This window comes from Bhargavaea beijingensis (genome assembly GCF_900101985.1).
GTDB classification, from domain to species: domain Bacteria; phylum Bacillota; class Bacilli; order Bacillales_A; family Planococcaceae; genus Bhargavaea; species Bhargavaea beijingensis.
Map to the genome: position 1 here is coordinate 1 of NZ_FNAR01000019.1, position 12,711 is coordinate 12,711.

Annotated in this window: 12 protein-coding genes and 1 riboswitch; of the genes, 2 read left to right on the forward strand and 10 right to left on the reverse strand. The window is 54.2% G+C overall.

The genetic code is table 11. The features are described 5' to 3' along the window. On the forward strand, positions 1–235 hold a 235-nt coding region (locus BLT01_RS11985; protein WP_143020593.1), incomplete at its 5' end, for a transposase. A 322-nt stretch (positions 236–557) separates the two neighbouring features. Here BLT01_RS11985 and BLT01_RS11990 read toward each other — a convergent pair. The 6 genes from BLT01_RS11990 to BLT01_RS12015 form a co-directional block, all read right to left on the reverse strand. Further along, positions 558–914: a DUF779 domain-containing protein gene (locus BLT01_RS11990; RefSeq protein WP_092098090.1), complete on the reverse strand. Its 357-nt coding sequence runs from the start codon at positions 912–914 to the stop codon at positions 558–560. A 19-nt stretch (positions 915–933) separates the two neighbouring features. Further along, positions 934–2,475 (reverse strand): aldehyde dehydrogenase, encoded by a 1,542-nt coding sequence (gene adh, locus BLT01_RS11995; protein ID WP_092098092.1) that lies wholly within the window; start codon positions 2,473–2,475, stop codon positions 934–936. Positions 2,476–2,679: 204 nt separating this feature from the next. Further along, the gene (locus tag BLT01_RS12000; protein WP_092098094.1) at positions 2,680–3,417 is read right to left on the reverse strand and encodes a hypothetical protein; all 738 of its coding nucleotides are present in this window, start codon (positions 3,415–3,417) and stop codon (positions 2,680–2,682) included. Then, the gene (locus BLT01_RS12005) at positions 3,414–3,899 is read right to left on the reverse strand and encodes a GNAT family N-acetyltransferase (RefSeq protein WP_092098096.1); all 486 of its coding nucleotides are present in this window, start codon (positions 3,897–3,899) and stop codon (positions 3,414–3,416) included. The genes BLT01_RS12000 and BLT01_RS12005 overlap by 4 nt, the downstream gene beginning before the upstream one ends. 83 nt (positions 3,900–3,982) lie before the next feature. After that, entirely contained in the window at positions 3,983–5,044 is a 1,062-nt protein-coding gene (gene rlmN / locus BLT01_RS12010) for a 23S rRNA (adenine(2503)-C(2))-methyltransferase RlmN (protein WP_092098098.1), read from the reverse strand. A gap of 70 nt (positions 5,045–5,114) precedes the next feature. Then, complete coding sequence (locus tag BLT01_RS12015) at positions 5,115–5,756, reverse strand: GGDEF domain-containing protein (RefSeq protein ID WP_176765141.1); 642 nt, start codon at positions 5,754–5,756, stop codon at positions 5,115–5,117. Between the two features lie 163 nt (positions 5,757–5,919). Between BLT01_RS12015 and BLT01_RS12020 the strand changes: the two genes are divergently transcribed. Next, entirely contained in the window at positions 5,920–7,662 is a 1,743-nt protein-coding gene (locus BLT01_RS12020; protein WP_092098102.1) for an ABC transporter ATP-binding protein, read from the forward strand. A 334-nt stretch (positions 7,663–7,996) separates the two neighbouring features. On the opposite strand, the gene BLT01_RS12025 is transcribed toward BLT01_RS12020, so the two are convergent. The 4 genes from BLT01_RS12025 to BLT01_RS12040 form a co-directional block, all read right to left on the reverse strand. Further along, entirely contained in the window at positions 7,997–9,211 is a 1,215-nt protein-coding gene (locus BLT01_RS12025; protein WP_092098105.1) for a NupC/NupG family nucleoside CNT transporter, read from the reverse strand. Positions 9,212–9,469: 258 nt separating this feature from the next. Then, positions 9,470–10,324, reverse strand: a complete 855-nt coding sequence (locus BLT01_RS12030; protein WP_092098107.1) for a YitT family protein — start codon at positions 10,322–10,324, stop codon at positions 9,470–9,472. 217 nt (positions 10,325–10,541) lie between these two features. Then, positions 10,542–11,870 carry a nucleobase:cation symporter-2 family protein gene (locus BLT01_RS12035; protein ID WP_092098109.1) on the reverse strand — a complete coding sequence of 443 codons (1,329 nt, stop codon included), beginning with the start codon at positions 11,868–11,870 and terminating at the stop codon, positions 10,542–10,544. Then, positions 11,867–12,454: a xanthine phosphoribosyltransferase gene (locus tag BLT01_RS12040; RefSeq protein ID WP_092098171.1), complete on the reverse strand. Its 588-nt coding sequence runs from the start codon at positions 12,452–12,454 to the stop codon at positions 11,867–11,869. The genes BLT01_RS12035 and BLT01_RS12040 overlap by 4 nt, the downstream gene beginning before the upstream one ends. A 141-nt stretch (positions 12,455–12,595) precedes the next feature. After that, positions 12,596–12,697: riboswitch (purine riboswitch) on the reverse strand. Positions 12,698–12,711: the final 14 nt, after the last annotated feature.

The following is a 12,711-nucleotide window of genomic DNA, read 5'->3' on the forward strand; positions in this document are numbered from 1 at the left end:
GGACTACCTCGATCATGCAGAGGCCATTCGGCTCACCCCGGAGAACAAAGAAATCTATGCAAGGCGGAAAGAGACCGTAGAGCGCGGTTTCGGAGATGCCAAGGAGAAGTGTGGCATGCGATGGACAACCCTTCGCGGGAAGGAAAAAATGTCCATGCAGGCGATGCTTACTTTTGCTGCCTTAAATCTGAAAAGATTGGCCTGCTGGACCTGGGAGTCACCGGAACCGGCCTGACGGCCGGTCATTCCAAGGGGGGGGATGGGAAAAAACATGCGAAATATCCACGAAAATGACAAAACGGACCCAAAAAGATTTCTTTTGGGTCCGTTTTGTCTACAGTCTGAGGCCCTTTTTAAAGGGCCTGTTTTTTTATGTTCTGTATAATATTGTGTCTGATCTTGCACGATGATCAGCTGCGTTGCCTTCTTCCCCAATCTTCATGGATCGATCACTATTAACGTGATGTCATGCTGCGCCCTCCGCATTTTTGGGACTCCAAATTAGAGAAAGCGTCAAATGAAAAATCCCGCCATTCCAAGAATGGCGGGAGTCACTATTAAATCCCGAGCGCTTCGGTCTCATCTTTTGTAAAAGCCCGTGATCGGGAGAGGAATCGCTTCCCCTCCACCCCTTCCAGGGAGAACATGCCGCCGCGTCCGTCTACGACGTCGATGATGACCTGGGTGTGCTTCCAGTAGTCATACTGGTTTTTGTTCATGTAGAACTTGGCGCCGCCGATTTCGCCAAGGAGGACGTCCTGGCTGCCGATCAGCAGGTCGCCTTCGGGGTAGCACATCGGGGATGATCCCGCGCAGCAGCCCCCGGACTGGTGGAACATGACCGGCCCGTGCTTTCCCTGCAGTTTCCGGATCAGTCCGATCGCTTCATCCGTTGCGGTTACGCGTTCGACCATTCGGAACCCTCCTCCCGGATCAGAAGAAGCCCTGTTTGCTTTCGTCGTAGCTGACGAGGAGGTTCTTCGTCTGCTGGTAATGCGAGAGCATCATCTGGTGCGTTTCTCGGCCGATGCCGGACATTTTGTATCCGCCGAATGCCGCGTGTGCCGGGTAGGCGTGGTAGCAGTTCGTCCATACACGGCCCGCCTGAATGCCGCGGCCCATTTTGTAGGCGGTGTTCATGTCGCGGGACCAGACGCCCGCTCCGAGACCGTAGAGCGTGTCGTTCGCGATTTCAAGGGCTTCTTTGGCGTCCTTGAACGTGGTGACCGCCACGACCGGCCCGAAGATCTCTTCCTGGAAGATGCGCATCTTGTTATTGCCTTTGAAGACCGTCGGCTTGACGTAGTAGCCTTCCTCAAAGTCACCCTCCAGCGAGTTGCGCTCGCCGCCTGTCAGGCATTCTGCGCCTTCCTCTTTTCCGATCTTCAGGTAGGAGAGGATTTTCTCCAGCTGTTCGTTGGATGCCTGGGCACCCATCATGACGTCCGGATCCAGCGGGTTGCCGGTCTTGATCGCCTCGACGCGCTTGATGGCGCGCTCGATGAACTTGTCGTAGATGGATTCCTGGATCAGAGCGCGGGACGGACAGGTGCACACTTCGCCCTGGTTCAGCGCGAACATGACGAACCCTTCGACCGCCTTGTCGAGGAACGCATCGTCTTCATCGAATACATCCTCGAAGAAGATGTTCGGCGACTTGCCGCCCAGTTCGAGCGTGACCGGAATGAGGTTTTGGGACGCATACTGCATGATCAGGCGGCCGGTCGTCGTCTCCCCGGTGAATGCGATTTTGCTGATGCGCGGATTGGAGGCAAGCGGTTTTCCGGCTTCCAAACCGAACCCGTTGACGACGTTGACGACGCCTGCAGGAAGCAGATCTTCGATCAGCTCGATCAGCACCATGATCGAGGCCGGTGTCTGCTCGGCCGGTTTCAGGACCACGCAGTTTCCTGCCGCAAGTGCCGGCGCGAGCTTCCAGACCGCCATAAGGATCGGGAAGTTCCACGGGATGATCTGCCCGACCACACCGAGCGGCTCATGGAAATGATAGGCGACCGTATTTTCGTCCACCTGGCTGATGCCGCCCTCCTGGGAGCGAAGTGCGCCCGCGAAGTAACGGAAATGATCGATGGCCAGCGGAATGTCAGCGTTCAGCGGCTCACGGACCGCCTTGCCGTTGTCCCATGTTTCCGCGACGGCCAGCTTCTCGATGTTTTCTTCCATACGGTCCGCGATTTTCAGGAGGATTCCGGACCGCTCCTGGACGGAAGTCTTGCCCCAGGCATCCTTGGCGGCATGCGCGGCGTCAAGCGCCTTTTCGATGTCCTCTTCTGTGGAACGCGCCACTTGCGTGAACACCTGGCCTGTCACCGGTGTGATGTTGTCGAAGTACTCACCCTTTGCAGGAGGCACCCACTGGCCTCCGATATAGTTGTCATACTTCTCGCGAAAGTTGACTTTTGCACCTTCCGTGTTCGGCTTCGCATAAACCCGGGATTTGATCACTTCTACCATTTGTTCATTCCTCCCTTTCTTGTATGCGCTTTCTTCCTGCCATTTTCTATATTGTCAGAAAGCACAGAACTTTTCAAGTTCTATCTCCTCTATACCGGAAATCATGTTCCAGGACACCTAGAAATAGAACCGCAGCCTATATATACATATGTGGCGCGGTCCCGTTTATGACAGAAACTATTAAAGTCGGAATGTTCAGTTCAATTAGAGTTCTATTCCAAAGTATTCGGCCAGGGGTTGCTCTCTGCCTTCTTCATGCCACGTGTTGTATTTTCGGAACACCGCATGAGCGCTCCCGTTTTCCCTCTCGACGAGTTCACAGACCGCCAAAAAACTGCGCCAGTAGTCGAACATGATGGAGGGGAGCGTTCCTTTGTAGGAGGCCGCTCCAAAGTCATCAATCGAATGGTTGCCGTAGCGATGTTTCAGCGCATCGTAAAGGGACTTTTCTGCAGCTGTCACTTCATTGAAGTATGGATCGCCGAGCAAATGCCTTCTGGGCAGATAAAAGCACATGCCTTCCTCAAACCAGATCGCATCCGTGCGCTCGTCCTCAAATTCGTCGGGGAACTGGTCCAGATGATGGGTCAGTTCATGGGCGAGGATATCCAGCAGCTGCGCTTCGCCTGCCGATTCATAAAATACCCTCACATCCGGAAGGTCCTCCCCGTCCATCTGTTCGAGCATGATGCGTTTCCATACGACCTGGTCCGGACACATGAAAATCAGCTCTTCTCTCGTATATGCAGGAATGAGGACATGTCCGAACACATCGGTAGCCAACTTGCTGCTAGTCCACACTACCGCCTTCGGCACTTCAGTCAGCCCGAACGCATTGCAGAGAAACGCTTTGTAGGAACCTAGCCGCATCATGAGCCGTTTGACCGTCGCTTCGTAAACTTCCCCTTCCCCCGGCGTTTCAAAAGCGAAAATTGATTTCATTCTATCCCATCCCCCTTATCCAGACGCAGCTTCATGCCTTCATGCGTTGTACAGAATCCGAGGCTTTCGTAGAACCGGACGGCATCCGGACGGCCTTTGTCGGTAGTGAGCTGGACAAGCCTGCATCCTTTTTCCTCCGCAAGCCCGATGGCATGGCGGATCAGTCCCCCGCCGACACCGCTGCCCCTCATGGAGGCAGCGACCCTGACGCCCTCGATCATCGCCCGCCAGCTTCCCCTGTACGTGAGGGATGGGAGAAACGTGAGCTGCAGGACACCTGCAAGGTTTCCGTTTCTCTCTGCCACGATCAGTTCATTGTTCGGGTCCTGGCTAATGGCGAGGAACGCCTCTTCGTATGAACGCTCAAGCGGCAGATCAGGATTTTCACGCGTTCGACCCAGATGGTCGTCCGCCAGCATCCCGACAATCCCCTCAAGATCGGCACGGACCGCGGAGCGGAATATCTGATTTCCCTCTTTCATAAACAACTCCCCCTCTTCCCTTCAACGATACCGGAATCCGGGCAAAGAAAAAAGCACAGAAAATGAATTCCGTGCCGATAGCGTCAGGAGACGTCCTTTTTGATTTGTTTGCTGCGGAGCTGTCCGCATGCCGCATCGATGTCGGTGCCCTGCTCGTGGCGGACGCCGCATTGGATGCCCTTGGCTTTCAGCGTCTTTTCAAACGCGGCGATCGCCTCAGGAGTGCTGCGGCTGTAGCGGTCATGCTCTTCAACCGGATTGTACGGAATCAGGTTGACGTAGCTGAGGTGCTTTTTGTTCTGCAGAAGCTTGGCCAGCTGCTGCGCTTCCTCGACGTGGTCATTTACATCGTGAAGGAGGATGTATTCGAACGTGATGCGCCGGTTTTTCTTCGACAGGAAGTAATCGATGGCGTCCATGACCTGCTCAAGAGGGAACGCCTTGTTGATTTTCATGATTTCCGTGCGCAGCTCGTTGTTCGGCGCGTGGATCGATAGCGCGAGGTTGACCTGCAGGTCCTCGTCGGCAAACTTGCGGATGCCCTTCACAAGGCCGCTTGTCGAGACGGTGATGTGGCGCGCCCCGATGCCGAGCCCATTCCCGTCGTTGACGACGCGGAGGAAGTTCATCAGGTTGTCGTAGTTGTCGAACGGCTCGCCGATGCCCATGACGACAATATTGGAAACCCGCTCCCCCTTGCCGAGCCGGTCAAGATGCTCCTGGACATTCATGATCTGCTCGACGATTTCGCCGGCGGTCAGGTCCCGGCTTTTGCGGAGAAGCCCGCTCGCACAGAAGCTGCAGCCGATGTTGCAGCCGACCTGTGTGGTCACGCAGACCGATTGCCCGTAGCTGAAGTGCATCAGGACCGTTTCGATCAGGTTGCCGTCCGCCAGGCGGAAAAGGAACTTGACCGTGCCGTCCGCGGATTCCTGTTTGACCGCGATGTCCATTGTCCGGATGGTGAACGCCCCGTCGAGAATCTCGCGGCATTCCCTATTGACGTTTTTCATTTCATCGAAAGACTTGACCCTTTTCTTGTACAGCCAGTCCCATACCTGTGCTGCACGGAACTTTTGCTGGCCGTATTCTGCCATCCATTGTTGAAGCTGTTCGAAGGTCAAACCGTAAATCGATTGTTTCATTGTATATCCTGCCTCATTCCGTTGAAATTCTTTTTTTATCCTATACGATGCAGGAAGATCCGACAAGTGTTCAGACTTGACTCTTTCTGCCTGTTTTATTGACATACATGGCGTGGTCCGCCGCATCAACAAGAGACTCGAGGTCCACGCCGTCCGCTGGTGCCACCGCAATGCCAAATGACACGCCGATTGACCGGCCTCCGGCATACCCGAGTGAATTCATCCGGGCTGTAATCTCTTCGGCGCCATGGATTTTAAAATCCTCATCGGCATCCTTGGAGATGGCGAGGACTTCGTCCCCTCCCCACCTGGCGATGATTCCCCGGCTGCCGATGAAATCCGTCAGAGTGTCTGCGAAATCCCGAAGCACGGCGTCACCGGCTTCGTGCCCATACGTATCGTTGATCTCTTTGAAGTCGTCAAGATCAAACAGGACAACTGCGTACCCGGGATATCCAGAAAGCCGCAGTTTTCTGACATGGTCAATCAGCGAGCGGCAATTGTGGGCACCTGTCAGCGGATCCCGTCCCGACAGATAATCGGCACGGTCATAGTGGTAACCGACTGTGTAGGCGACGGCAAGAAAAACTGCCGTCAGCAAAAAGAACGTGCCGTCGAACGGCAATTCATAATAGACATGATAATAGAAATAACGCATGATGTTGAACAGCGCAACAATGCCGGTTGCAATGAGCCGCCCCCTCCAGCGCATGTCCATCCCCCCGTCCGAAACTGCACAATGCCTTTCATTATACCATAAAAAAGGAAAATACCCTGAAGGCTGAAAAAACTGAATGTGCTTGTGCTCTGACAGACTGGAACCTCATGGCCTATCATGACGTATAGATAGCATCGATTGGAAAGGAGCCGGTTTTATGGCACCAACAAACTCTAAAAAACAGGACGGGCTAAAGCCGTTTATCCGCCTGATCCGCTCCACAGGCATTCCAAAAGCCGCGTTCGGCGTCGGAATCGCCGGTTTTCTCATTACAACCATTGTCGGGCTAGCCATTCCACTTCTTACCAAACAGCTGGTGGACGGGTTTTCCCTGGCAACCCTCAGCCCCATGCTGATTGCGGCCATTGTTGCCGCATTTCTCATCCAGACTGTCATCGACGGGATCTCGACTTATCTCCTGAGTTACACCGGGCAGAAACTCGTCGCGGACTTGCGGGGGAAAATGTGGCGCAAGCTGCTCCGGCTTCCGGTCTCTCATTTCGACGCGGAGACAAGCGGCGGAACAGTCAGCCGGGTCATCAATGATACAGGGATCGTAAAGGAACTCATCTCGAACCATGTACCGCAGTTTATCAGCGGCATCATCTCCATTATCGGCGCGGTGGTTCTGCTGCTGATCCTCGACTGGCAGATGACACTCGTCATGCTGATCTCCATCCCGGTCACAATGGCGCTCATGATTCCCCTCGGCCGCCGCATGGCCAAGATTTCGCGCGGTATGCAGGACGAAACCGCTGCCTTCAGCGGCAGCATTCAGCAGACCATCAGTGAAATCCGCCTGATGAAGGCATCGAACGCCGAAGAAGATGAGGAGAAAAGAGGCACAGGCGGGATTCATAGGCTGTTTGACTTCGGACTCCGGGAGGCGAGGATCAACGCGATCATCGGCCCGCTGATGGGCCTGATCATGTGGGTGGTCATCGCGTTCATCATCGTCTACGGGGGGATGCGCGTCGCGGACGGCTCGATGTCCACAGGCACGCTGGTCGCTTTCCTGCTGTACCTTTTCCAGATTGTCTTTCCTGTTACGACGTTCGCCATGTTCTTTACGCAACTGCAGAAAGCCAAGGGAGCCACGGAACGAATTATCCAGATCCTCTGCCTTGAGCCGGAGCCGGGACAGAACGGGGCCAATGTGGATGTTTCAGGTCTCCCGATCATCGTGGAAGATGTCAGCTTTTCCTACCAACCCGAAGAGCCGATCCTCAAAAACATTTCGTTCCGCGCGAATCCGGGTGAAATGATCGCTTTCGCCGGACCGAGCGGCGGAGGCAAATCCACGATGTTCGCTTTGCTTGAACGGTTCTACGAACCGGACAGCGGGGTCATCCGCGTCGGGGATACACCGATCGCTGCCCTGTCACTCGATAATTGGCGGAGCCAGATCGGTTATGTCCCGCAGGAAAGCGCGATGATGTCCGGCACGATCCGGGATAACCTTCTCTACGGCCTTGAACAGGACAAGATCTCTGAAGAAAAAATCCGGCAGGCATCAGATATGGCGTTCGCCTCGGAATTCATCAAAAGTTTCCCTTCCGGACTCGACACCGAAATCGGTGAGCGCGGCATCCGGCTTTCCGGCGGCCAGCGACAGCGCATCGCCATTGCCCGGGCGTTTCTCAGAAATCCGAAAATCCTCATGATGGACGAGGCGACGGCAAGCCTGGACAGCCATTCGGAGGGGATTGTCCAGGAAGCCCTTCAACGCCTCATGGCCGGGCGCACGACATTTGCCATCGCCCATCGACTGTCCACAATCGTTGATGCCGACCGCATCATTTTCATTGAAGATGGACGAGTGACCGGAACAGGAACCCATCAGGAGTTATTGGACTCCCATCCGGTCTACAGGGAATATGCCGGGCAGCAGCTCATATGAAAACATTTCCTTTGACTTGTTATCATGCATCTGATATTATTAAAACTTGTGATGTTTCATCTTGAACGGAATCGGTTAGAACTGGCGTCCATTCGCATGATGCGGAGGACACTCATTCACGCTGGCGCGGCTATAGGGCCGCAAGGACGCAATAGCAGGTAGGGATTGCGTTGCTTGGGTTAGCATGTGAGTGGATTCATACCGCGGCAAAGAACCCCTTAAGCTAAACGGGGGAGAAAAACGGAAAACGATTGGCTTCAACTGAACATTGCCGAATAAAAAAAGGGATGCTCCGCTTACGCGGACGCATCCCTTTTCCAATTCCTTTATACGATTACATGAACATGCCGGCGATCGATGCGCTAAGCAGGGATGCAAGCATACCCGCCGCCACGGCACGCATCCCCATGCGGGCGATGTCCGGGCGGCGTTCCGGCGCCATCCCACCAAGACCGCCGAGCAGAATTGCAAGCGAGCTCAGGTTGGCGAAACCGCAGAGTGCGAAACTGATGACCATGACCGTCTTATCGGAAAGCTCGGCAATTTGAGGGGCAAACGATGCGTATGCCACAAACTCATTCAGCACAAGCTTCTGGCCGATAAAGCTTCCCGCCTGCACGGCCTCCTGCCATGGAACACCGATAGCGAACGCAAGCGGCGAGAACACATAGCCGAGGATGCTCTGAATCGTGAGATCCTCTGCGCCGAACCAGGATCCGATTCCTCCAAGCAGACCATTCAGAAGGGCGATCAGTGCGATGAATGCGAGAAGCATCGCACCGACATTAAGTGCAAGAGACATTCCGTCCCCTGCTCCTTTTGCTGCAGCATCAATGACGTTGGTCGCACCCGTATCTTTTTCCATGATGAATTCATCATCTTTCGGCTTTTCTTTTTCCGGCATGATGATTTTCGCCATGATCAAACCTGCCGGGGCCGCCATAAAGCTTGCCGCGATCAGATACTCGAGCGGAACGCCCAGTAGCGCATATCCCGCCAGTGTGGAACCGGCTACGGAAGCAAGGCCCCCGGTCATGACTGCGAAAAGTTCCGAGTTGGTCATGTTCTTCAGGAACGGACGGACCACGAGTGGCGCTTCCGTCTGGCCGACAAAAATATTCGCAGCTGCAGAAGTGGACTCGGTCTTGCTTGTCCCAAGCAACTTCGAAAGTCCGCCGCCGAGCAGTTTGATGACCCACTGCATGATTCCGAGGTAGTAAAGAACGGAAATCAGAGACGAGAAGAAGATGATGATGGTCAGCACCTGGAAGGCGAAGATGACACCCAGCTCTCCATTGCCGTCACCGAGCGGCCCGAACAGGAACTTAATCCCTTCACCTGCATAGCCGATCACGTTGTTGACGGCGTCTGTCACATTCAACAGGATTTTCCGGCCGATTTCCGACTTGAGGACGATAAACGCAAACAGAAGCTGAAGCGCAAGACCGCCGATGATTGTCCGCGGGTTGATCGCTTTTTTCCCGGTTGAGAAAAGAAATGCAATACCGAGAACGACGGCCATACCCATCAGGCCCCACAAAATATTCATGACTAATCCCCTATCATTTCAAATCCGCCCGCCGCGGGTGGAAGGCGGATCGATTAATGTTGTCTGACATCAGACATTCTCGTTACTAAAGGTATCAAATAGGCTATACAATTGTAAATGCTTAATGTCCTACTAATTCATTTCCGCAATTGCTTAAACCGTCCGAAATCAATCGCATTTCCACCATTCCCTGAATGGTCGAGCCATAAACAGCAAGAGCCGGCAGTCCGCTCTTCCTTTTCTGAGCGGATTGCCGGCCTATTCGTAAATTCTTTCTTTTGAAAAGCCATGCCCCAAAATTTCGGAGGCATTCAGGAAAACAACAAAGGAAGCAGGTTCTTTCTCATTAAGCATTTTTTTCAGGTACACCGCTTCTGACTGTTCCGCGACACAGAGAATCATGGTTCGTTCGCGGTTGGAATGTCCGCCGGTCACCTTCAGCTTTGTGAGCCCCCGGTCGATTTCATCACGAATGATCTTCCTCACTTCTTCTTCCCTCTCAGTAATGATGAGGATCAGTTTTTGAGGCGAAGACTGCAGCTGGACGAAGTCGATGACTTTGCTCGTTACATAGATGGCCATCAGGGCGAACAGCGCAAGTTCGAAATCAAAGACGAACGCCGAGGCCAGGACAACCGCTCCGTCCACGATCAGCTGGGCGAACCCGCTTGAAATCCCCGTAAACTTTTTCAGGATCTGCGCAATCAGCGCCGTCCCGCCGGTGGAGCCGTTGCCCCGGTAGACGATGCCAAGCCCCACCCCCAAAAGGATCCCCCCGTAAATCGAGGACAATAGCGGATTTTGAACCCCTAAGTTGAGATCGGCCGTCAACCAGATGGTGAACGGGACGAATAAAGTGCCGACAAGGGACTTCATGCTGAAATCCCGCCCGGCCAGGATAACCGCGAGGATGAACAGCGGAATGTTGATCAGCCACTGCACATAAGCGGGGTTCGCGCCATAAAGTTCATAAATGATGGTGCTGATTCCGGATACTCCGCCGGCAGCCAGCCTGGCGGGCAGCAAGAATAGATTAAAACTTAATCCTACAAGTGCCGATCCAAAGAGGATCAGCAGATAATCGTTGAATACAGTTTTACTGAATGTCTTCATACCGGTCCCCTCCCTTTTGCATCCCATCTATTTTAGCAGTCCCGCACAAGATGGGATTTCTGAATTCCTTTAGCTGACTGATGGGATAGACTGATGCGAGCGGTGATAGATATTATTTTGCTAACGAATGAAAAGCCGATGGGCCACGCATCGGAAATCCTGAGATTTAATAATGTGAAACCGCACTGCCGAAAGGACAGTGCGGTTCATTCTGTATTTAGGAAGCTTCCTGCGCGCTTTCTTTCACGAGATCAGTGCTTTGGTCGGCTGCCGGTACGGATACTTTGGACGGAAGCATGTTGAAGACGATGTTCAGCACAATGGCGGTGAAGCTTCCGGCGACGATTCCGTTGCTGGTCAGAATCTGCACGCCTTGCGGCAGAGCGCTGAACAGATCGGGAACAACAGAAACGCCGAGGCCGAGGCCGACCGAGCAGGCTACAATCAGAGAGTTTTCCTGAGATTCGCCCATGCATTTGCTCAGCATCTTGATGCCTTGTGTGGCCACCATGCCGAACATCGCAAGCATCGCTCCGCCGAGCACCGAAGTCGGGATGATGGTCGTGATGGCCGCGACTTTCGGCAGGAAGCCGAGTGCGATCAGCATGACCCCGGTAATAACAATCACACGGCGTGACTTGACTCCGGTCATCTGGACGAGTCCGACATTTTGGGAAAACGCTGTATAAGGGAAGGCGTTGAAGAAGCCGCCGAGCATAACCGCAAGCCCTTCGGCACGATAGCCGCGGGAAAGATCCTTTCTCGTAATCTTCTTGCCCGTAATATCGCTCAGCGCATAATAGACGCCGGTGGATTCAACGAGGGAAACGATGTTCACGAGGCACATCGTGATGACTGCCGGCCAGACGATTGACGGAGTACCCAGATAAAACGGCTCAAGCATATGGAACATGGATGCTTCGCGGACATTGGAGAAACTGACCATACCCATTGCCGTCGCCATGAGCGTTCCGGCCACCAGGCCGAGAAGGATGGAAATCGCGCGGATGAAACCGGTCGAGAATTTATAAATCAGGATGATGATCATCAGTGTCGCAAAAGCGAGGGTCACATTGGCGGCCGACCCGAAGTCTGCGGAACCTTGACCCCCGGCCATGTTATTGATGGCAACCGGGATGAGCGTCAGGCCGATGATCGTGACGACCGTACCAGTGACGATCGGCGGGAAAAACTTCCTCAACATGCTGAAGAACGGGCTGATCAGCACAATGAACAAACCGGAAAGAATGATGGAGCCGTAAAGTGCCGACAGGCCATACTCGCCGCTGATGGCGATCATCGGACCGACCGCCGTGAATGTGCAACCGAGCACGATCGGCAGTCCGATGCCGAAGAAGCGGTTGGAGGCGAGTTGCATCAATGTTGCCACCCCGCTCAGGCAAATGTCCACCGCGACCAGATAAGTCAACTGTTCGGCACTGAGTCCGATGGCGCCGCCCACGATGAGGGGCACGAGGACAGCGCCCGCATACATTGCGAGAAGATGCTGGATACCAAGCGTCGTTTCACGGATCCCCTGCTTCATCGTGTTTCGGCCTCCTCACGGAAAACGGCTTTGCCGTCCGCAAGAGAGTCGATGATGGCGAGTGATTCGACCCGCACGCCTTGACTGCGGAGCAGCCTGCCGCCCTGCTGGAATCCCTTTTCAATCACGATGCCCACTCCGGCGACCGACGCTCCGGCCTGATCTGCAATTTCCAGAAGGCCAAGGGCTGCCTGGCCGTTTGCCAGAAAGTCGTCGATGATCAGGAGCCTGTCATCCGCGGTTATATATTCACCGGAAACAGAGATGGTGTTCACCGTCTGCTTGGTGAACGATTTGACTTCCGCACTGATCAAACCTTCCGTGAGGGTCAGCGACGCCCGCTTCCTGGCAAAGACGACCGGAATCCCCATGATCAGCCCGGCCATGACAGATGGCGCGATGCCTGACGATTCTATGGTCAGAATCTTGGTGATTCTGTCATTTTTAAACCTGCGGGAGAATTCTTCCCCGATTGCCTGCATAAGCCCGGGGTCGATTTGGTGGTTCAGGAAAGAGTCCACCTTCAGCACTTCTTCCGAGAGCACACGTCCTTCTATAGAGATCTTTTCATGAAGCTGTTTCAACATGATTCCTCCCGTTTGTTTACCACGGCGCTCAACTGGCATGATACCGAAAAACCGGCGGCCGATGCCCTTTTGAGGGGCACGGCCGCCGGCTGAGTGATTCCGGTGGAAAAGAAACAAGACGGGGGCTGTCCCCCCATCCCGATTTCCTCTGCCTCTCATAGTCAGCCCGTTTACGGCGGGCCGGTAGAAACTTGCAGGCCATATCCCTGCGATTATATGAGCGTCTGATATTGGTTGGGCTTAGTATATCACGG